The organism is Bacillus sp. EB106-07-01-XG149, assembly GCF_058791555.1.
Genome location: NZ_JBYTDP010000004.1, coordinates 191,296 through 211,981, shown reverse-complemented (window position 1 = coordinate 211,981; position 20,686 = coordinate 191,296). Strand labels below are relative to the sequence as shown.

Genomic DNA, 20,686 nt, shown 5'->3' with positions numbered 1-20,686 from the left:
TTGAATACATTTTCTTATACGCTTATTTTAAAACCAATCAAAAATTTTCCTAATTGAAAATTCTTCATTCTGATTGTTCAATCTTTTTATTTTTGAAGGTAACAAATGATAAGGACAATACCAAGTTAAACAATTTATTGCGCCTCCCATTGTCGATATTTCTCCTACATGAATTTGAATAGCTTGTTTCTCCGTATGCTGTTGAATATGTCGTAAAACTTCCCTATCTTTAGGTAGTCCAAACTTAGGAACGTAAATCGTATCACATGTTTCTAACATATTTATATACAACCCTTTTGCCGATGCTATTTCTTGATCATATTGTCCCTTTTCTGTATATGACGATGGAACAACTATAAATTTAGCTTCTGGCATTTGATCTTGAATAATCTCTTGAACATTATATCTAAATTCATGATCCCCTAAAAAATCACTAATAAACATCGTATGTTCATCAATAAATTTAACCATTCCGTCTGCATGTGCGAGTACATCCCCTTCTTCAGCAGGAATAATAATAACTCGGCTCACATCTAGATCCCATTCCAGTTGCTCTATAATTTCTTCTTCCGTCCAATCATAATTATCATCAAATATGCGTTCCGTTAATATAACTGTATCTTTTTTATTCCAAATAAGATTTCCACCGTCTAATATCAATGGAGACTTCACATATTCAAAATCGTTCTTTTTCAACCATTTATTAAATTGTTGATCTAAATATCGCCATTGATCTTTCGGTAAGTAATTTGGTCGATATTTAAATTTAACTAAATGATTTGTGACGACTGGTGCAACATCTCTTAGCCAAATATCATCATACTCAAAAAAGCTTGTATGAAAGTCTTGCTCTTCAACAGATAAAGAAACAAGTTGATCAGTAAATGATTTATTTTCATCTAAATATTCATTAAAACAAATCAGGTCTTCATAAAATGGACGATAATAATCATTTGATTTATCTGGTATTGCAGTAAAAATAATTCCATTTTGTTTTTGTTCCATATTATTTACCTCGCTTTTTAATAATGGTTGAATAACTAATTTCACTATGCCAATTACTTCCCTCTTCATAACACTTTTCGAAACGTGCACATTTCATGAATGGATTATAGCACGGAGAAATATTATATATTTATATAAAAAATATATCCCTGTTGTTGAGCGAAAAATTGACTCTTGACAGAATTTTAAAATACAATAATAGAAATTTATATGAAAATATGAAATTGAATAATAGCATCATAAATCCTATCATTATGAAGCTAGTTAAGATTATTCCTTTCAATGCCCTTACTCCCTTTTTACAAAAAATAAAACATGACAAAATAGGTAAAAGTAACAATGTACCTATTTTGTCCTTACGTTGCTACATTTCAATCAATTACTTCAAATGAATCGGTTGTTGCTGTGTAATACAATGTATCATGCCACCATTTTTATAAAGCTCTCTCACATCAATACCAACTACTTTACGATTTGGGTATAACTTCTGAATCATATCGTTTGCGATTTTATCATTTGGATCATTATAATTAGGCACCAACACCACTGTATTCCCAATATAATAATTAATATATGATCCCTTATAATCGAGAGCTTTTCCATTTTCTAAAGTAACTTTATCTTTACTAAGGGGTAAGTATTCGTACTTATATTTCTGTCCTAATGCATTTTTTGCATCTAACAATGTGTCCATATCTTTGTTTGATACCCCCCACTCGGCTAGGTCATCTTCTTTCATCGTTACGATGGTGGATTTATTATGAAATTTAGCAAATCCATCAATATGAAAGTCCGTAATATCTAAATTAGGTACTCCGTCTAACCAAATAAAGTTTGTTACTCCAAGGTCACTTATATATTTTTCAATTTCCTTTTCTGATAAATTTGGATTTCTATTTTTATTTGTTACTGCACTTCGAGTTAATAAAGCAGTCCCATTGCTGTCTAATTCAATCGCACCGCCCTCAAGGACAAATCCCCCCCAATCAATCCTTTCAATCCCTACTTGTTTACTAACATTCTCACGTATACGAGCATCATTTTTATAAGGAGTTTTCTTTCCCCAACCATTAAATGCCGGATCTAATATTTTGAGATTTTTATTATTGTCATAAACAAAAATCGGCCCACTATCTCTTGCCCATACATCATCAGTAGGAGCGATAAAGAAATCAATTTTATCCATATTCAGTCCTTTATCTGTTAAAAGATTATTGATACGCTCTTTCTCTTCCTCATCATATGCAACAATATGGACTTTTTCACCCTCGGTTAAAGCGCTTGCCATCTTAACCCAAATCGGCTCAACTTCCTGCTTATACTCTTCACCATATGTGTATTCATGAGGCCATTGCAGCCATGTACCTTCATGTTTATCTTTTTCATCTGGCATCGTATATTTTCCGACTTTTTTCTGTACCTCTATTTTTACATTCTCTTTCCCTTTTGTATTTTCATTACCACCTTCAAAAGAACAACCACTAATAATCGCAGTGGATAATGTAGCTATTAAGCAAAACTTTACTATTTTTTTCATTTTTTCAACCTCCTGTTCTTATCTCCAATAATGTAAAGCTTCACATAGTGTGAAGCTCAAGCTTTTTCTACAATGTAAAAATTACCAATTCTTTTTTGCATTCCTATCATTTAACTAACTATATGTATTTATTCAACTACCTTCCTTACCTACTTATTTAACAAGCCGAACTTTCCGAAATAAAAAAAATCGGTATTGATAATTACATATCAATACCGATTTTAAAATTATTATTTTCCTTCTATTAAATCATTCGCCATTTTCCTAAACTCCTGATTAAACGTATCATTCATACCATTTTGTACGTTAGAGAATAATATTACAAACGTTCGTTTATCCCGGTTAAAATTATTAAATGTATTCCAACCAGCTAATACACCATGATTATGATAATAATCTGGATTAGTATAGAAACTAAATCCATATTTTCTTACAGATGATGCAGTAAACATATCTGATACACTTTGTTTAGAAATCAACTTTCCATCCATAATAGCCTCATCTAATCTTTTCATATCTTCAACAGTCGTATACATTTCACCACACCCATACAGCCAATTCATTTTTAACCGAGGCGCAGCTATTAACTCGTTATCTTTTTTCGTATAACCTTCTGCTAAAAAAATATCTTCAGGGAGAGTTGCACCCATTCCAGATTCATGCATTTCAACAGGCGTAAAAATATTTTCTTTCACATATTCAGCGAGCGGTTTATTCGATATCTTTTCTACAATATACGCAAGCACCATATAATTATAATCTGTATATTTCCACCCAGTCCCTGCAGGAAATTGCAATTTTTGTGCACCAATCCACGTTACTAACTTTAATCGTGACGCCGCATCAACCCTACCTTGTCCCTGATCTGGCAACCCAGACGTGTGTGTTAACAAATTTCGTAACGTTATGTTTTTATCTGCCGGAAATGATGGAATATACTTATTTACATTGTCTTCAATATTTAATTTCCCTTTTTCTTTTAGCTGCATAATAGATATTGCAACGACTGTTTTCGTAATAGAACCAATGCGATATTTCGTTCTTGGCGTTGTTACTACTTTATCTTTCACATTCGCATATCCATAACCTTTTCGTAAAATTACATGATCTTTACTAGCTACAAGAACACTCCCATTAAATCCTTTATCTTTTAAATATTGATCTAGTTTTCCAGCTGCAACTTCATAGCGCTTTTTCTCATTCGCATCAACTTCTTGCATATCGCCCTTTTTCTTACTATTTAAATTAGAAAATGCCTTTATATCATATTTCTTACCTTTATTTGCATGTATTAGTGTAACGACACTCCCACAAAAAATAGCAAAAATAAAGAAAACGATTAACCATTTCTTTAACATAATAGGAACCCTCTTTTATCTAGTTTCACTTAACATGCATCCATTCTATTCTATATCTTTTAATTTTGAAATATTTTATAATATTATCTATCTGTTATTCACCCAAGTCAACTAGATTCCTTTTTCTCATATTCAGTTTTTGGCTACTCTTTATTGTATTTCTTTCTTGCAAAATTTCCACCTTACAATCGTATACACCCTACTATAATTTCAACATCTTATGTAACATTTGTTACATATCATATAGAACGGAGTTGTAAACATAAAAAATACTGATAGACGCAATCGTTTAGATGACATGATGTTTCATTACAGGGTAACAAAAAATAACATAGTTTTAATTGAATATTACGGAAAGTAGATTTCCGTATTAAAAGGAAATGATGCTGAAAAATTTTTAAACAAAATAAATCATGCACATAACGATACAGAAAAACAACTCATTATGGCTAAAGTTACAGGAAATTTCAAAAGAGGCAATGAACGTCATTGAAAACGAATATCATTTATATTTTGATTATACAACATATAAAAAAAGAAATGTCGCTCATTCGGCATTTCTTTAGACTTTCTTCATAAAAAATTTACATTGCTAACTTTCTTTTATTTTTTGCTTTTACTATATAAACTCACTGCCGAAATACTTAATAATACCACTATACACAACCACGCACACGTATACCCTTTCTCATCGACAATATAACCAAATAAAACAGGTGCAACAATAATAGCAATTTGATTTAATGTAAGTGCCAAACTAACTGTTATTCCAACACATTCTTCACTTGCCAATTCAGCAACTTCGACGATAAAAAGACTAAACCAACCAATTGAAAAGAAACCTAACAATACACTTACACCATACAATACTCCACTTGTTACTGTATGTATGCTCATTACTAACAATAGAATCAAACCGATAGAAGCACAGACAGCTATAAATAATGGAGTGCTCCGATTTCCCTTATAAAACACATCACTAATAGCTGCTAATGCAACACGGCCAATCATTCCAGAAAAGAACATAACTGAAAATACTGTTCCAGCTACAATAGATGTAATAGATTGTTCTCTTACTAAAAATTTCATGAAGTGTCCAACTAACACCATTTGTAATGAAATCATGCAAATACCCGTTATATATATTGGATACAACTCTTTTTTACGTATCACTACTTTTAGCTGCATCCAAAAAGAAATTTTAATATGTTCTTTCCTATCATCCTCTTGAACATATGGCTCTTTATATAACATAAAAAATAATAATCCTCCAATTATACAAATGCATGCCATACTATTTATTGCGTAAGTCACATTATATTGTATTGTAAAAAACGGGATTAGCACTCCCGCTAACGCACCACCAATCGGTATACCAGCTTGCCTTATTCCCATCGCTAATCCGCGATTTTCTTTTGGGAACCATTTTAAAATCACTTTACTTCCTCCTGGCTGGGAAACACTATAAAACATTCCTACTAATAAAAGTACAAATAACAGACCATTAAATCCATTTACTATATTAGTTAGTAAAAACGAACCTCCTAGCAAAAATGAACTGATAGAAATCAACAACTTTTCATTATATTGATCGATTAACCGCCCAACAAAAAGCATACAAAATAACGGTCCCACATTTACAACACTTACTAACAATCCACTCTCCATATTTGTAAGCCCATATTCTTCTTTCCAAAATAAAGAGAAAGCTCCGACACCATATGTTATAAGTGTCGCTGTCGTTTGAGCAATCGTCGCAAACATTAACATAACCCACTTATGATTACTTTTCATCCTTTCTTCAATTAACACAATAATCCCTCCATCCCCTTTCATTGTATGAAAGTTCTGATATCATATAAAATAAAGGTTCATCATATAATCCATCAAAAAAATTGATACCTTTTCGGAGGGAAAATACGTGGACATAAAAGATTTAACTGTATTTTACGAAGTTGCTAAGGAGAGTAATATTTCTCACGCTGCGAAAAATTTGAACTATGTACAATCAGGCGTAACAATGCGTATGAAACATCTAGAAAATGAATTAGGTGTGCCTTTATTTTACCGTAACGGGAAAGGGGTAACTTTAACTTCTAACGGTGAGATTTTATTAACATACGCCAAACAAATTATCCACTTAATGGATCAATCTATAAAAGCAGTTCAAAGTAATGGAACTGATCCTAAAGGTACTTTGAAAATCGGATGTACAGAATCTACAACCGCGGTAAGACTGCCATCTATATTAACGGCCTATTATGAGAAATACAGAGAAGTCGAATTGATTTTAGAAACAAATACGACCGAACAACTAATTAGGCTTGTGTTAGAACGAAAACTAGACGGAGCGTTTATAGCAGGATCTACTCAGCATACTGAACTTCATACAAATGTATTTCGTGAAGAAGAATTAGTTCTCATTAGTAAAAAAACTTTATCCTCTCTTAAAAATATAGAAGATATGAATTTACTCGCTTTTAGTCACGGTTGCTATTATAGAAGTTTATTAGAAGATTGGCTTCAAGAAGAAGGCATCTCGCCTAAACGAGTATTAGAGTTTGGAACAATTGAAGCGATACTCGCCTGTGTAAAATCAAATATGGGCGTAGCAATTATGATGAAATCTATATTAAATGGTCATGCACATAACTTATCATTTAATCCTTTACCTAATAGATTCAAAAATGTTCCTACTACTTTTGTTACTAGAAAAGACATATATCACTCAGCTGCATTACAAAAATTTATGGAGATGATTTAACAGTGCGTGAAAAGAAAATGCGTGGGATGAAGCGTAAAACAAACACTATGATACAGCGAATTGAAGAACATACAAAAACGTTCCCTTCTGCTTTCTATGACGATGAATATTGGTATATGCCATTACCAGTTTCCCAAGCTTTTATCAATTCGTGTAAAACGCCTAGAAAAGTAAAACGATTATGTATACAAACTCTATTAAATCAAGCAAATCATTTAATAAAAATAAAACCGAGCGATACACATACATATAGAGTTGTTGTTTTGATTTCTATAGAAAGGTTGTGGGATTCGCAAATCATTATATTTAAAAATGAGGGGTACTTTCATAATTTCTTTAATAGAAATAGTGAATTTCAAAAATGGATTCCTCTTGCAAATGAATCTGATTTTTGGAAGACATGGGGAATTTCAATTTGTCCTACTGCCCAAATGTTGCACTTTCAAGAAGTCATTTATGATGAAGATGCAATCGATAAAAAAGAGATTTGGTTTATTGGAGAGTTATCTTAAAAGGGGTACTTTCAAATGAAAAGCTTCCCTTTTTCCACTTAACAAAATCGCTATATAATGAATCTATCATTTTACTATATAGGAGGTTTTTAAATGTTAATACCTAAATATCCTGATGTCCCTACTCTTACGAAAAAACAAATCGATCAAATTACAGAAATCGCTTTTCTAAAAGAAATAACACCACACAAATGTGATGCTATTTTCGTTTTCGGCGGTTCTCATCCCGGCAATTGGCAAGCTCCTCTAGAAGCTTATCAACAAGGTTTAGGAAATCAAATTATCGTTACAGGTGGTACTAGTTTACATGGCATGAAACATCCGAGCTGGAATTACGGGGATTTGTCAGAAGCAGAAGTAATTGTACATAAATTAATTGAACATGGCATACCAAAAGACGCTATCATCTTCGAGACAAACTCCCTTCATTCTATCGCTAATGTAATGGAAGCGAAAAAGATTTTTGATTTCACAAAAATTAATCGGTTACTCTTTGTATGTAAAAGTTTAGGAGCTGGTCGACAATATCGAGTATTAAAAAAACATCTACCTAACACTGTTACTTGTATTCCATATACATTTGATACAAGTTTCGATGATGAGTTTATCATTAATAGATATAATTGGATGGATAATGAGAAGAGTCGCTCTATGATTTTTGGAGAATACTTGAGAAATATTTGCTACGGTAGAAAAGGCGGTATTGTGCCACCTGAAAAAGAAGTTCAAGGCTTAGAAGAATATGTATCCTACTACTATAATCTAGCATAATAGAAAAAGGTATACCAAAACGTCGGTATACCTTTTATCCTATCTCACTTATTTTTCTTTTAGTACACTATGTAATCGATCAAGATAATTTGTAAACATTCCTGTAGCACCCCATTTAATTAACAATCTCATATCTGGTTTCTCATTTATTGTATAAGGGTGAATTAACAGTCCATTTTTCCTAGCCATTTTCATATATGACTCATCAATAATTAGTTCTCCGTCATCATTACGTAAGTTTGGACCAATACCAACTGCATACTTTTTAATTTCTTGAAAATCATCATTCGTTACACTTTTCGGTTCATGTGTAATTCCAGACCATTCAACAATCTCATTGTTTTCATTTGGATAATACCAAAGCAATTGAACTAACGGAATATTTTTATTCATACTATGAATCTTTGTTAAACTGTCTTTACTAAATGATTGAATCATAACACGGCTAGAAGACATGTTTTGACCTACTAAATTATATTTATTTAACAACGCTAACAATTTTTCTTCCATTCCTGGATACACATCTGGTGATTTTGTTTCAATGTAATACTTCATGCTTCTTCCGTACTTTTGGAAGATTTCTTCAAGAGTCGGAACTTTCTGCCCAACATACTCTTGCTTAGCCTTTTCTGGATAAGCTTTATTGAACCAAGATCCTGCATCTAAGCTCTTTATTTCACTTAATGTTTTATCTCGTACTTCACCTGTACCATTTGTAGTGCGGTCAACTGCTGTATCATGCATTGCAATCAACTGGCCATCCTTAGTTAACTGAATATCTAACTCCAAATAATCCGCTTTCATTTTTTTCACAAGATCATAAGAAGTAAAAGTATGCTCAGGTGCATGTCCACTTGCTCCGCGATGTGCAATATTTAAAAACTTATTCGTATTCCATTCATGCTTCCCTTCTGCTTTTGCATGAACAGCTCCCCCAGCAAAGATACTTCCCGTCATAAAGAAAATAACTAACACGCTAATAATTTTTCTCATCCTTCTAACCCTTCCTACGTTGCAAATTTCAACAAGTTAATGAGATTTACACGAAATAGAAGATATACTTTCATTATTTTTATAAGCTTATATGAAAATTCCAATCTTACAAATACAATTCCCCTATGTTATTACTATACTATTTATTTTCTATATCCCTCCTATTCACATGGAACTTCCTATTGATTACAGTTCACCAATAAAAAAAAGCCATAATTTATTTAGAGGACACTTCTGTATCCCTAAATAAATCTATGGCTTATCTCAAATATCTCCGGCCTCGATTAACTTGTCGAAATTAATCATACCAAACCTATTAAAATTTGTGAATATTATTTTTTCAGTGCAGTGGAGCATATAAGACAATGCTCCCATAGTTACTTAAAAATCACATAATAAATTACTCATTACCTCCTCCAGCATTACAGCTGAATCTACCACCGCTTTTTTGGAACGCCATCCAATAAATCCATCTGGTCTAATTAGTACAACTCCTTCATTCTCTATCCCATATAATTCACGAAAAACATTTTCTTGAGCAATAAAGTCTCCGGTTAAACCTACTCGATACACTTTTATATTTATTCCTAATTCAGATGAAACATCTTGTGCACACTCGGCCCAAGCGTGATTTTCTGCTCCAATAAGTAACACAAAATCATTTCCTAATAAATCAAGTATAGAAATTTCTTTTCCATCATACGTTCCACAAAAGTGTGGTGCTCGCGTTCCAGGTCTTCCGTTCAACTCTACGATATCCATTCTATGTGGAGTAGCTGAGTCATCTACTATCGCCTCTGAACAATAGTGATACCCAACAGTTACAGCTAATCCATCCATATTATTCAAACTGCCTTCCTCTCTATTCGCAGCACGGAACAATAAACTACTCGCATACTCCGTCGTTAATTTTGCAACAGGATATCTCTCTTCATAATATGTTTCTAACAATTTTGGATTTGCTTTCCCTTTTATAACAGCCGCTAATTTCCAAGCTAAATTATGTGCATCTTGTATGCCTGTATTTGAACCAAATCCTCCTGTTGGCGGCATAATATGTGCTGAATCACCAACTAAAAAGATTCGATTATCTTGAAATTTCACGGCTGTACTTTCAGTCGCTTCCCACGGTAAAACACTTACTATTTCTGACTCGATTTTTGTACTTCCAATTGCTGTTTGAATAATTTGTTTACAACGTTCTATAGTGAAATCCTCTGGCTCCTCTCCTTTTAATGGATCGTAGGATACATGGTAAATCCATTTTCTTTCGTTATCAACTGGAATAAGCGCACCAAGAACTTCCGGATGAAGTACCATAGAAAAACCAAATGCATCTCCTTGTATAAACTCATTTAAATCCGCTTCAAAATAAATATTCATATAATAGCCACCGATTGTACCTCGTCCCTCGGTACTTATCCCTAGCTGCTCACGTATTTTACTTTTCGCTCCATCCGCTGCAATTACATAGTCACAATGAATAATACTTTCTTCTTCCGTTTCACGATTCCGAATCGTTGCTATTACTCCGTGCTCATTTTGTTCATAAGAAACTAATTCATGATAAAAAGATAATTCTCCGCCTAATGTTCTCGCTTTTTGTAACATCATCTCTTCTAAAATAATTTGATAACAAGCCGTTTGTTTTGATGGACTAATCTCTTCTATTTTTTGAAGTAACTTTTCATCGTTTCCATACTGATTGGCCCTCATTTGTGCCAATTCTTCCTTATTCGCCTCAACTATTGTATGAACTGCTATTCTTCCTCGGCAATTTTCTAACGCTTTACCCGCCGATCTAATTCTTTGTTCTAAACCTAATTCTCGAAATAACTCCATCGTACGAAAAGTGATTCCACCTGCTTTCGGATGAATTGCAGTAGACGGGTGCCTTTCAACCAGTAAATAATCAACGTTATGTTTTGCAAGGAATAGCGCAGATGCTAATCCTGATACTCCTCCTCCAACAATTAAAACTGGTACGTAATTCGATTTCATAAATTTACCCTCCACATCATTGTTCTGAGCTCAGTGACATAAATATAATCAAAAAAACAACAAAGATATAGACTTATATTTCATTTTAAATTATCATATAGATAGATTACACCCCAAATTCTTTTACTTTTTCATACATCTATAATCTGATTGAATTATGCATGTATGAAAGAGTAAAACAAAAGAACTCACTTTATAGACACCAAAATAATAAAAACATTATACGCGGTCGTAACCCTGTAAAGTTATAAGGGGTTACGACCGCGTATTTTTTAAAAATCCTTACCCTCTATCATTTATAAACAACGTATTATTAAATCATTTTTTATTTTTAAACTTCATCCATTTTAATATGCTATCCTTTTCTATCCCCTACCATTTTCAACACATAAAATTTCATTCATCTCGATTTTCTTTCCCAATATTGCAGCTCATACAACAATCATGTAGCATTACCGTATCGATGTAATGGTTCATCATCTTAAACCTTTCGACTAATTACCAGGAGGTAAAGTGATTGAAATGAATAAACAAGAACAATTAAATGTTATAAAAAAAGATTTTATTGATTCTCAAAAAGTATTATTGGCAATTGGCGATGAAACTCGTCAAGCTATTTTGTTAGTTCTCATGGAAACGGAATGTCAAACCGGATTACGTGTAGGAGAAATTACGAAACAAACACACCTTTCTCGACCAGCGGTATCACATCACCTTAGAATTTTACGAGAAGCCGGTATTATTTTAATGCGAAAAGAAGGTACAAAAAATTTTTATTATATTGATATACGTACAAAATTAGGCGTATTAAAAAATCTTGTACTGGATATTGAAAAGCTATTGCACAACTTTTATTGAAATGTGGAGGTATAAGAAATGAAAGCAATGATAATTGATAAGTATGGAAAAGTTCCTATGCGTATGGCAAAGGTACCTACTCCTGAAATAAATGAACATGAAGTGCTCGCAGAAATTCATGCAGCTAGTATTAACCCAATTGACTTTAAAATACGGGATGGAAAAGTAAAAATGTTACTTAAATATGAAATGCCCCTAATCCTTGGTAATGACTTTTCCGGTGTCATCGTAAAAGTTGGATCAAAAGTGACTCGTTTTAAAGTTGGTGATGAAATATATGCACGTCCAAGAAAAAATAAAATCGGTACTTTCGCGGAATATATAGCCATTCATGAAGATGATATAGCTTTAAAACCAAAGAATTTAAGTTTTGAGGAAGCGGCGTCGATTCCACTCGTTGGCTTAACATCATATCAAGCACTACATGACATCATGCACTTACAAAAAGGACAAAAAATATTAATTCACGCTGGATCTGGTGGTGTTGGTACTTTCGCAATTCAGTTAGCAAAAATAATGGGTGCCACTGTTACAACGACTGCTAGTGAAGCTGGTTCTGATTTAGTAAAGTCTCTTGGCGCAGATGAGATTATCAATTACAAAACAGAGAATTTTGAAGAAATACTAAAAGAATATGATGCAGTATTTGATACAATCGGCGGGACAACACTTGAAAAATCATTCAATATTATAAAAAGCGGCGGCAACATCGTTTCCGTTTCAGGAATGCCGAATGCTCGTTTCGGTAAAGAATTTGGTTCCGGATTTTTCAAAACACTCTTATTTTCATTAGCAAGTAGAAAACTTACTGCACTTGAAAAGAATCATACTGCGCAATATTCATTTTTATTTATGAAGCCAAGCGGGGATCAATTACGCACTATCGCAAATTATATTGAGGCAGGAAAAATCAAACCAGTAATCGATCGAGTTTTCCCTTTTGAAGATGCTCAAAAAGCAATGGAATATTCAGAGGCTGGAAGAGCAAAAGGAAAAATAATTGTAAAAATAAAGTAATAATATAAACTCCATTTTCTTAAAATGGAGTTTATATTATTACTGTTAAATAGACATAGTACAGTGAAGTCCTTACAATAGATTGCAAGGGGAAATATCATATTATACTTTTAGCTAATTTTACAAAGAATACATACGTACAAATACATAATAAAAAAATAAACAAGGAGGAGATAAAATGACTAAAAATAATGAAGCTGGTTGGAATTTAGATAATAGTTATACGACTTTACCACAATCATTTTATACAGAAATCCCCCCTACTCCCGTAAGTTCACCAGAGCTAGTTAAACTAAATCATTCACTAGCTATATCTCTTGGATTTAATCCTGAAGAATTGAAAAAAGAAGTTGAAATTGCTATTTTCGCTGGTAATGCACTCCCAGAAGGAGCTCATCCATTAGCACAAGCGTATGCAGGTCATCAATTTGGACATTTTAATATGTTAGGCGACGGTCGCGCGCTTTTAATAGGTGAACAAATTACTCCTTCAGGTAAACGTTTTGACATTCAACTGAAAGGTTCTGGTCCTACTCCGTATTCACGCCGCGGCGATGGTCGTGCGGCACTCGGCCCGATGCTACGCGAGTATATTATTAGTGAAGCAATGTATGCACTCGATATTCCAACTACCCGCAGTTTAGCAGTTGTCACAACTGGCGAACCAACATATCGTGAAACAAAGTTACCTGGAGCAATTTTAACTAGAGTCGCTAGCAGTCATATACGCGTCGGCACATTTCAATATGCTGCAGCTCGCGGTTCTATCGAGGATCTTCAATCACTAGCTGACTATACGATAAAAAGGCATTATCCAGAAATTGAGGCTCATGAAAACCGATATACTGCATTACTACAAGAAGTCATAAAGAAACAAGCGAGTCTCATCGCTAAATGGCAACTTGTTGGATTTATACATGGCGTAATGAATACTGACAATATAACGATTAGTGGAGAAACGATTGATTACGGCCCTTGTGCATTTATGGACAATTACGACCAAGGAACTGTATTTAGCTCTATTGATACACAAGGTCGCTACGCATATGGAAATCAACCATATATGGCCGCATGGGACCTTGCGCGATTAGCAGAATCTTTAATACCGATCCTACATGAAGATGAAGAAGAAGCATTAAAGATTGCTCAAGACGAAATTTCAAAATTTAGCGTACAGTATGAAAACCAATGGTTCCTTGGAATGAAAAAGAAATTAGGACTATTTAGCAATGAGGACCAAGATCAATCACTTATTGAGCAACTTTTAAAAATGATGGAGAAACATAAAGCAGATTACACAAATACATTCCGTTCATTAACTCTTCATACGATCGAAAATACAGCCCTATTTGAAAGTCCTGAATTTAAAGAATGGTACAAACTGTGGCAATCTCGATTAGAAAGACAAGAAGAATCGAAGGAAAACGCCTACGAAATGATGAAAAATAATAACCCATCCATCATCCCAAGGAACCACCGCGTAGAAGAAGCACTAGAAGCAGCTGTCACAAATGGCGACTATAGCGTAATGGAAAAACTTCTTGAAGCGCTATCCAATCCTTATGCGTATGCTACAGATCAAGAAGAATACTGCGTTCCACCTGTACCGACGAATCGTCCTTATCGTACTTTTTGTGGGACTTGATTGTTTAATATATATAAAGATGTGTTCATACAAATTGTATAAACACATCTTTTTTATACTCTTTCCTCTGCTCTTTCTTTAACCCAAAATAAAATCCACTCTATTCCAATGAGCTTAATAATAACTCTACTATACAAATGTTGAGAAATATAAAACATCATTTCTAAATATTGTTATTTTTGATACTATATTTTATAAGAATATTCAAAAAGCAAGGGGATTTCATGAACGTTCAACTACAAGGTAATGAACAAATTACGAAATTATTTAATGATTGGTATTTAGCTATGCTTAAACAAGATGTGTCTCAGGCGACAAACTTAAAGCATGAAATTGAGGAAAAGGAACTAAACTTTGAGGAAGATGAAAACTTAGCATTATATCATTCCTTACTAGATTTTCGATATAAAGTTTTAGTAGATGGTTTAAGCATTTCAAAACATAGTTTTGATAAGATAGATTCTTATGCCATCTCATCTAACCATTCACTTTCTTACTACTATCATTTATTTAAAGCTATTCATGCTACCATAACAACAAACTATAACTTAGCTAGCGAACATTACGAAAATGCTGAAAAACTACTAGGAAATGTTTCAGATAAACTAGAGGAAGCAGAATTTAATTACCGGTTCGCTATCTTTAATCAACATTTTTATAAACCTATTGAAGCAATTCAATATGCTAATAAAGCACGAGAAATCTTTTTCATGCATAGAGATTACGAAAAAAATGTCGCTTCATGCGAAAGTGTTATAGGAGCAGCCTGTGTACAATTAAGACAGTACGAGCAAGCTGAAGAACACTACAACTCTGCAATCAATATTTTACAAAAACAAAATGAAGAATCTTTACTTTTAAGAGTACGTAATAATTTAGGATGGTTATATGCCAATCAAAACTTATCGACACTAGCTATTCGTCATCTATCTGAAGTAACGACAAAAATGCCTACCCATTTCAAAGCAATTTTCTTACAAGCCAGGGAACATTCTAAACTTGATGAAATAAATATTGCTGATCAATTCATAAAAAAAGGATTAAAAATTTGTACAGAACTAAACAATGAAGAATATATGCTTCACTTTAAAATTTTAGAGTCTCTTAACAATAATGAGTCAACTGAAGACTTAGAAAATATTATTCTTGAAGGAATTGCGTATTTCGACAAAGAATTTTTATATAACTACACTCAAGAATACTCAGAAAAATTAGCGATTAAACTTTACAATGAAAATAATCACATAAAGGCAAGTGAGTATTTTCATAAAGCGTTACAAGCAAAAGAAAAAACTTTTGAGAAAGGGGCATTAAAATGATAAAAAAAATCAGTTCTATCTTACTAGGATTATCTGTTATTGGAATTGTGTCTATTGGGGTAAATAGCTCGTTTACATACCAAGCAAGTCATGCAGATTTCCCTGCACCACAAAGACCTGACTTTGTTCAATCCGTTGACGTAAGTAAAGACTACAACTCAACAGCAGCTGTAAAAGCACTTTAAAAAACGAAAGACCTTCAATTTAGAAGGTCTTTTTTAAATATGCTTATTTAGAATGTTTCCCTTTCAAGTAAACTTTATTTTCTCATCAACTCCGCAATCCCCCTACTCCCCTCACTACCAACTTTCTCAAGTTCCTCCACAACTAAATTCCGTCTCTCTACAGAATGATTTTGACTTAACTTCGCTTTTCCTTCTATTTTATTTATCTTTATTTTAAAGCCCACTATACCTTTACTTAATCCTGCCCTATAATTCGAATCTACCTCATTTAGCGAGTAGGTACTCTGTGGATTTTCATATTTATGTACTAAATCTTGAAGAGAATCTATTAATTCCTGTTCATCCTCAACAATTTCCAACTCTCCATATACATGCACTGTAACATAATTCCATGTTGGTACTGCATCGTTTGTTTCATACCATGAAGGCGATATGTAACTGTGTGGCCCTTGGAATATAGCTAGTACTTGTTGATTCCCACTATCTTTCCACTGTTCATTCGGACGTGCGAAATGGCCATGTAAAGTTAGAGTCTCCCTATTTAATAACAACGGCAAATGCGTTGCATATGGTTCCCCGTTATGTTGAGAAAATAATGTCGCAAAGCTATTTTGTTCAATTATTTCGTACTTCATTTCTTCATCTTGTATTGCGAAATATTTTGGTATGTACATAAGCTCCCTCTTTTCCGGTCTTTTATTTCTCATTATATTTAAGTCTCGTAGCATTCAACAGGGCCAGTTTGTATTTGTTTTATAATGGCAGCGTTCTATTTCAAAAGAATAGGCAGCATGTATTCCATGCCGCCTTAGTTTATTTTTTCTAATATATTTGTAATAAATGCCGTCTTACCTTCGCTATAGCTCGCTCTATTTTTCGACTCTCTTGCTAATTCTTCCTTTAAACGCCCATATTCACCAGCAACATCTTCATGTTCACGAAGATAATCCCGAAACGCTAAATGTTTTCTTAACTCTTCGCTATTTTTATCACAAACATATAAATGATGTTCCATCCAAACTGTACTTTCCACGTGCCACGGAACGAAAGCATCCTTTCTGCCAAACGTCTCTCTTCCTTTGAAGCTCCATTCTGCCTGATGGTAGTATCCTATCGCTTCAAGCCTTTTTACTACTTCAGGAAAAATTTTGTACTCTGCTATTACTATATCAATATCTAATATTGGTTTTGTTGCAAGTCCTGTAACAGATGTGCTCCCAACATGTTCAATGGACAAAACAAGTTCTTTTATTACATTATTAATGAGCGATTGTAGTTTATAAAATTCACTTTCCCATAGGATATTATATTCTTCGATAGTTATTCTCTGTTTCAATGTATCTATCTCCCCAAAACAATTTATAACCTTTGAATATGAGTATCTTTAAAATCCGTCTCATATTTCAATCCATATCCAAACATTCGATCCATCCCAATATGTGCTGTCCATATTAAGCCAATCATTATAACGGTATCTATCTTAAAATAGACACCTATGATAGCTATTAATATAGATATAGTATATGTGTGACATATATTATAAACTTTAGCACCAACACGATTATTTATACCATATGCTAACATGGATATATCCGGGGCTAAAAGGAAAACCAAAAATATAATCCAACTAAATTCATATATTGAATACGCATAAATTGTGGCTACGAAAACAACCAGCCCTTCAAAATGTACAATACGTTTTTGCATTCTTTATCATTCCTATTTTTCTATATTTACCGATAAATTTTCATCACTGAAAGTATTCTTTGCATTTTTTGACCAGATGGTTGCTAATATCGGCCCTGCAATATTATGCCATACTGCTGCTAATACACTTGGAAGTGCAGCTGCTGGTCCAAAATGCGCCGTTGCCAGCGCAACACCTAAGCCTGAATTTTGCATTCCTACTTCTATTGAAATAGCCCTTCTTGTTCCTTCGTCTAGTCCAAGTACGAATGCTGTTATATATCCGAGTAAAAAACCAAATGCATTATGAAGCATCACTGCAATAAAGATAAGCAGGCCTGAAGAAGTAATGCTACTTACATTCGCTGAAACAACTGCAGAAACAATAATAATAATTGCTACAACTGATATTAAAGGAATAACAGTCATTCCTTTCGTAACAGTTGTAGGGAAAAACTTCTTCACTACTAATCCTAAAATAATAGGTAGGATAATGACTTGTACGATAGAAAGAAACATAGACATAGCATTTACTGGCATCCATTGTCCCGCAAGTAATAATAAAATAAGAGGTGTAGCAATTGGTGCTAGTAACGTTGATAATGACGTCATTGCAATAGACAACGCTAAGTTCCCTTTTGCTAAATAAACCATAACATTTGATGCAGTGCCACCCGGTACTGAACCGAGCAACACTAATCCAGCTGCTAATTCGGCTGGTAACTTCATAACGTAGGCTAGTACGTATGCGACAAGTGGCATAATGATAAACTGAGCACATACACCGATAATAACTGGCAATGGTTTTGTAGCAATGATTTTAAAATCAACAGCCTTTAATGTTAATCCCATCCCAAACATTACAACCCCGAGTAAAATTGTTATGTAACTAGTTAACCCGAGAAATGGTCCAGGAATGAAATATGCAATAGCTGCCATACAAATAACCCAAAATGCAAAATACTTTCCAGCTATATTACTTATCGCTTCTAGTACTTTCACCCAATCATCCCCTATCCTTCAACTGAAAAACTTTATTCGGATTCAAAATGTTTTGTGGGTCAAGAGCTTTCTTTATTTTTTCCATTACGAGTAATGCCGCCCCATGTTCTTCTTCTTGGTACTTCCGTTTTCCAATTCCAACACCATGTTCTCCCGTACACGTTCCACCTCGTTTAAGAGCATATAAAACGATACTTTCGTTTATTTCGTCCGCTTTTTCCACTTCTTCTTTATCGTTCGGATCAACCATTAAAAGCACGTGGAAATTCCCGTCTCCTACATGCCCAAGAATACCACCGACAAGACCTACTTTATCTAATGTCTCTTTCGCATGTTGGATTGCACCAGCTAATTCTGAAATTGGTACACATACGTCTGTACTCATAAGCTTTTTACCAGGATAACTATGAACGTAAGAGTACGCTAAATTATGCCGTGCATCCCATAATTTATTTCTCGCCGCAGTTTCCGTTTCAAAAGCAACTTCTTTACATGTATGATCAAAAACAATTTCCTTCGTGAATTCAATATCTTGCTTTAGCCCTGCTTCATTACCGTGAAACTCTAAAAACAGTGTAGGCTCTTCCCTGTAACTTGTTTCATTATAATGATTTACTTGTTTCATAGATAATTCATCTACAAGTTCAATTCTTGCAATTGGAATACCCGCTTGTAGTATGTTAATAACAGCTTCTACTGCATTATTTATAGTTGGAAACGATGCTCTCGCAGCCATAACATGTTCTGGTATGCCGTATACTTTTAATGTTAACTCTGTAAAGCATCCGAGCGTACCTTCTGATCCTACGAAAACACCATTTAAATGGTAACCTGATGATGACTTTGCTGCTAAATTTCCAGTATGTATTACTTCCCCATCAGCAAGAACGACTTCTAAATCACGAACTTGATCACGCATTACCCCATACTTAACTGCTGTCGTTCCGCTCGCATTTGTGGCAGCCATTCCACCTAACGTTGCATCTGCACCTGGGTCTACACTAAAAAACAATCCATACTTTTTCAATTCTTTATTAAGCTGAGAGCGAGTCACTCCTGGCTGTACTCTTACAAGGAAATCTTTCTCTCTTATTTCGAGTATTTTATTCATAAGCGAAAAGTCCATTGTAATTCCTTTTTCATATGGAATAACATGTCCCTCTAAACTAGAACCTACCCCAAAAGGAACGACAGGTTTTCCATGCTCACTCGCTACTTTCATTATCCTACTAACCTCTTCAGTCGTTTTCGGAAAAACAACTACATCAGGTAAACTACTAGTATGATAAGATTCATCTTTACTATGTAACTCTCTTACTGTCGTATTCACAACTACTCGATCTTCGGGAAGTACACTCTTTAATTCATTTACTAAACGCTCTACCGTTATTTCCATCGTACACTCGCCTACTTTCTATAAATTTGAATTACAAAATATGTTAACTATTTCATACATAATAATCCGAAAAATTAAATAATTCAAGTTTTATACATATGAAATTCGTTTCCTACTGTCGAATAAACAAAAAGAACTTGCAATAAATATTGCAAGTTCTTTTCTATAAAACTATATTTTAAATGACTTCTTTATTAACAACATAAACCAAACTAAAGTAACTGCCATTAACGAATGGGAAAATCCTACAATATAAGTTAACCCCTTAAAGTCCGCTCCATTTAGCTGAAGTAGCCCTCTCGCTGCTAATGAACCTAACATTAAAGTTAATGCAATGTTATGTAAAACAAACCACTTATTAAAACTTTTCGCTTCATGAAACGCGAATACTTTTGCTAATCCTAAAGCAATTAAAAAGAAGAAAAAGCCGAGTACAAGTGTATGTGTATGCAAAAGATTTAACAAAGTAGATCCTACAATCCCCTTATACTTTCCATACTCCCTAGCGAAAATCCCTGATAATAAGCCGATAATCAAATACGTAAAAGATGCATTATATAATTTTTTCATTATGTACCTCCTTGAGTAGAATGTATAGTGTGTCATATTTAGTAATAATGATAGTTATATAGTAAAA

The 20,686-nt window shown here is 33.7% G+C and carries 20 protein-coding genes and 1 pseudogene; 9 read left to right on the top strand and 12 right to left on the bottom strand.

Annotated features, from left to right (window positions below):
- Positions 1 to 27 precede the first annotated feature (27 nt).
- From AC3WTA_RS18075 to AC3WTA_RS18065, 3 genes are all read right to left on the bottom strand, one after another.
- Positions 28 to 1,005 (bottom strand): agmatine deiminase family protein, encoded by a 978-nt coding sequence (locus AC3WTA_RS18075; protein ID WP_002096400.1) that lies wholly within the window; start codon positions 1,003 to 1,005, stop codon positions 28 to 30.
- Positions 1,006 to 1,384: 379 nt separating this feature from the next.
- A complete protein-coding gene (locus tag AC3WTA_RS18070; RefSeq protein WP_098708788.1) occupies positions 1,385 to 2,542 on the bottom strand; it encodes an agmatine deiminase family protein in 1,158 nt (385 codons plus the stop codon).
- Between the two features lie 230 nt (positions 2,543 to 2,772).
- Positions 2,773 to 3,900 carry a serine hydrolase domain-containing protein gene (locus AC3WTA_RS18065; protein ID WP_098654199.1) on the bottom strand — a complete coding sequence of 376 codons (1,128 nt, stop codon included), beginning with the start codon at positions 3,898 to 3,900 and terminating at the stop codon, positions 2,773 to 2,775.
- Positions 3,901 to 4,162: 262 nt separating this feature from the next.
- On the opposite strand from AC3WTA_RS18065, the pseudogene AC3WTA_RS18060 reads away from it, so the two are divergent.
- A pseudogene (locus AC3WTA_RS18060) lies at positions 4,163 to 4,393 on the top strand (hypothetical protein).
- Positions 4,394 to 4,503: 110 nt separating this feature from the next.
- Here the strand turns inward: AC3WTA_RS18060 and AC3WTA_RS18055 are convergent.
- A complete protein-coding gene (locus AC3WTA_RS18055) occupies positions 4,504 to 5,736 on the bottom strand; it encodes an MFS transporter (protein WP_492332951.1) in 1,233 nt (410 codons plus the stop codon).
- A gap of 85 nt (positions 5,737 to 5,821) precedes the next feature.
- On the opposite strand from AC3WTA_RS18055, the gene AC3WTA_RS18050 reads away from it, so the two are divergent.
- The 3 genes from AC3WTA_RS18050 (at position 5,822) to AC3WTA_RS18040 (ending at position 7,947) form a co-directional block, all read left to right on the top strand.
- Positions 5,822 to 6,664, top strand: coding sequence for a LysR family transcriptional regulator (locus AC3WTA_RS18050; RefSeq protein ID WP_000351720.1), 843 nt, complete (start codon positions 5,822 to 5,824; stop codon positions 6,662 to 6,664).
- A gap of 2 nt (positions 6,665 to 6,666) precedes the next feature.
- Complete coding sequence (locus AC3WTA_RS18045; RefSeq protein ID WP_001208354.1) at positions 6,667 to 7,176, top strand: DUF3916 domain-containing protein; 510 nt, start codon at positions 6,667 to 6,669, stop codon at positions 7,174 to 7,176.
- Between the two features lie 93 nt (positions 7,177 to 7,269).
- Positions 7,270 to 7,947 (top strand): YdcF family protein, encoded by a 678-nt coding sequence (locus AC3WTA_RS18040; RefSeq protein ID WP_000906904.1) that lies wholly within the window; start codon positions 7,270 to 7,272, stop codon positions 7,945 to 7,947.
- 48 nt (positions 7,948 to 7,995) lie between these two features.
- Here the strand turns inward: AC3WTA_RS18040 and AC3WTA_RS18035 are convergent, their stop codons facing one another.
- Both AC3WTA_RS18035 and AC3WTA_RS18030 read right to left on the bottom strand, forming a co-directional pair.
- A complete protein-coding gene (locus tag AC3WTA_RS18035) occupies positions 7,996 to 8,940 on the bottom strand; it encodes a glycerophosphodiester phosphodiesterase (protein WP_492332950.1) in 945 nt (314 codons plus the stop codon).
- 381 nt (positions 8,941 to 9,321) lie between these two features.
- Positions 9,322 to 10,941, bottom strand: coding sequence for an FAD-dependent oxidoreductase (locus AC3WTA_RS18030; protein ID WP_117616447.1), 1,620 nt, complete (start codon positions 10,939 to 10,941; stop codon positions 9,322 to 9,324).
- Between the two features lie 513 nt (positions 10,942 to 11,454).
- Here AC3WTA_RS18030 and AC3WTA_RS18025 point away from each other — a divergent pair.
- The 5 genes from AC3WTA_RS18025 to AC3WTA_RS18005 all read left to right on the top strand — a co-directional run bounded on the left by AC3WTA_RS18025 (position 11,455) and on the right by AC3WTA_RS18005 (position 15,965).
- Positions 11,455 to 11,799 carry an ArsR/SmtB family transcription factor gene (locus AC3WTA_RS18025; protein ID WP_000571880.1) on the top strand — a complete coding sequence of 115 codons (345 nt, stop codon included), beginning with the start codon at positions 11,455 to 11,457 and terminating at the stop codon, positions 11,797 to 11,799.
- 18 nt (positions 11,800 to 11,817) lie between these two features.
- Entirely contained in the window at positions 11,818 to 12,816 is a 999-nt protein-coding gene (locus AC3WTA_RS18020; protein ID WP_492332949.1) for an NADP-dependent oxidoreductase, read from the top strand.
- Between the two features lie 178 nt (positions 12,817 to 12,994).
- Positions 12,995 to 14,461 carry a protein adenylyltransferase SelO gene (locus AC3WTA_RS18015; RefSeq protein WP_309529222.1) on the top strand — a complete coding sequence of 489 codons (1,467 nt, stop codon included), beginning with the start codon at positions 12,995 to 12,997 and terminating at the stop codon, positions 14,459 to 14,461.
- 224 nt (positions 14,462 to 14,685) lie between these two features.
- Positions 14,686 to 15,780 (top strand): response regulator aspartate phosphatase, encoded by a 1,095-nt coding sequence (locus tag AC3WTA_RS18010; protein ID WP_001102706.1) that lies wholly within the window; start codon positions 14,686 to 14,688, stop codon positions 15,778 to 15,780.
- The gene (locus AC3WTA_RS18005; protein ID WP_000592006.1) at positions 15,777 to 15,965 is read left to right on the top strand and encodes a Phr family secreted Rap phosphatase inhibitor; all 189 of its coding nucleotides are present in this window, start codon (positions 15,777 to 15,779) and stop codon (positions 15,963 to 15,965) included. The genes AC3WTA_RS18010 and AC3WTA_RS18005 overlap by 4 nt, the downstream gene beginning before the upstream one ends.
- A gap of 74 nt (positions 15,966 to 16,039) precedes the next feature.
- Here the strand turns inward: AC3WTA_RS18005 and AC3WTA_RS18000 are convergent, their stop codons facing one another.
- From AC3WTA_RS18000 to AC3WTA_RS17975, 6 genes are all read right to left on the bottom strand, one after another.
- Positions 16,040 to 16,639, bottom strand: a complete 600-nt coding sequence (locus AC3WTA_RS18000; protein ID WP_000275782.1) for an FMN-binding negative transcriptional regulator — start codon at positions 16,637 to 16,639, stop codon at positions 16,040 to 16,042.
- Between the two features lie 134 nt (positions 16,640 to 16,773).
- On the bottom strand, positions 16,774 to 17,301 hold the full coding sequence (locus AC3WTA_RS17995) for a GrpB family protein (protein ID WP_000813616.1): 528 nt from the start codon (positions 17,299 to 17,301) through the stop codon (positions 16,774 to 16,776).
- Positions 17,302 to 17,324: 23 nt separating this feature from the next.
- Positions 17,325 to 17,672: a DUF4260 domain-containing protein gene (locus tag AC3WTA_RS17990; protein ID WP_001172050.1), complete on the bottom strand. Its 348-nt coding sequence runs from the start codon at positions 17,670 to 17,672 to the stop codon at positions 17,325 to 17,327.
- Between the two features lie 12 nt (positions 17,673 to 17,684).
- Positions 17,685 to 18,653: a bile acid:sodium symporter family protein gene (locus AC3WTA_RS17985; protein ID WP_098632194.1), complete on the bottom strand. Its 969-nt coding sequence runs from the start codon at positions 18,651 to 18,653 to the stop codon at positions 17,685 to 17,687.
- Between the two features lie 4 nt (positions 18,654 to 18,657).
- A complete protein-coding gene (locus AC3WTA_RS17980; protein ID WP_000406962.1) occupies positions 18,658 to 20,049 on the bottom strand; it encodes an FAD-binding oxidoreductase in 1,392 nt (463 codons plus the stop codon).
- A gap of 171 nt (positions 20,050 to 20,220) precedes the next feature.
- Positions 20,221 to 20,619, bottom strand: a complete 399-nt coding sequence (locus tag AC3WTA_RS17975; protein ID WP_000737901.1) for a DUF2871 family protein — start codon at positions 20,617 to 20,619, stop codon at positions 20,221 to 20,223.
- Positions 20,620 to 20,686 lie beyond the last annotated feature (67 nt).

Excerpts from the sequence above, each read along its gene's own strand:
- AC3WTA_RS18075 (WP_002096400.1), bottom strand. The coding sequence starts at position 1,005 with ATGGAACAAAAACAAAATGGAATTATTTTTACTGCAATACCAGATAAA.
- AC3WTA_RS18070 (WP_098708788.1), bottom strand. The coding sequence starts at position 2,542 with ATGAAAAAAATAGTAAAGTTTTGCTTAATAGCTACATTATCCACTGCG.
- AC3WTA_RS18065 (WP_098654199.1), bottom strand. The coding sequence starts at position 3,900 with ATGTTAAAGAAATGGTTAATCGTTTTCTTTATTTTTGCTATTTTTTGT.
- AC3WTA_RS18055 (WP_492332951.1), bottom strand. The coding sequence starts at position 5,736 with ATGAAAGGGGATGGAGGGATTATTGTGTTAATTGAAGAAAGGATGAAA.
- AC3WTA_RS18040 (WP_000906904.1), top strand. The coding sequence starts at position 7,270 with ATGTTAATACCTAAATATCCTGATGTCCCTACTCTTACGAAAAAACAA.
- AC3WTA_RS18035 (WP_492332950.1), bottom strand. The coding sequence starts at position 8,940 with ATGAGAAAAATTATTAGCGTGTTAGTTATTTTCTTTATGACGGGAAGT.
- AC3WTA_RS18030 (WP_117616447.1), bottom strand. The coding sequence starts at position 10,941 with ATGAAATCGAATTACGTACCAGTTTTAATTGTTGGAGGAGGAGTATCA.
- AC3WTA_RS18020 (WP_492332949.1), top strand. The coding sequence starts at position 11,818 with ATGAAAGCAATGATAATTGATAAGTATGGAAAAGTTCCTATGCGTATG.
- AC3WTA_RS18015 (WP_309529222.1), top strand. The coding sequence starts at position 12,995 with ATGACTAAAAATAATGAAGCTGGTTGGAATTTAGATAATAGTTATACG.
- AC3WTA_RS18010 (WP_001102706.1), top strand. The coding sequence starts at position 14,686 with ATGAACGTTCAACTACAAGGTAATGAACAAATTACGAAATTATTTAAT.
- AC3WTA_RS18005 (WP_000592006.1), top strand. The coding sequence starts at position 15,777 with ATGATAAAAAAAATCAGTTCTATCTTACTAGGATTATCTGTTATTGGA.
- AC3WTA_RS18000 (WP_000275782.1), bottom strand. The coding sequence starts at position 16,639 with ATGTACATACCAAAATATTTCGCAATACAAGATGAAGAAATGAAGTAC.
- AC3WTA_RS17990 (WP_001172050.1), bottom strand. The coding sequence starts at position 17,672 with ATGCAAAAACGTATTGTACATTTTGAAGGGCTGGTTGTTTTCGTAGCC.
- AC3WTA_RS17980 (WP_000406962.1), bottom strand. The coding sequence starts at position 20,049 with ATGGAAATAACGGTAGAGCGTTTAGTAAATGAATTAAAGAGTGTACTT.
- AC3WTA_RS17975 (WP_000737901.1), bottom strand. The coding sequence starts at position 20,619 with ATGAAAAAATTATATAATGCATCTTTTACGTATTTGATTATCGGCTTA.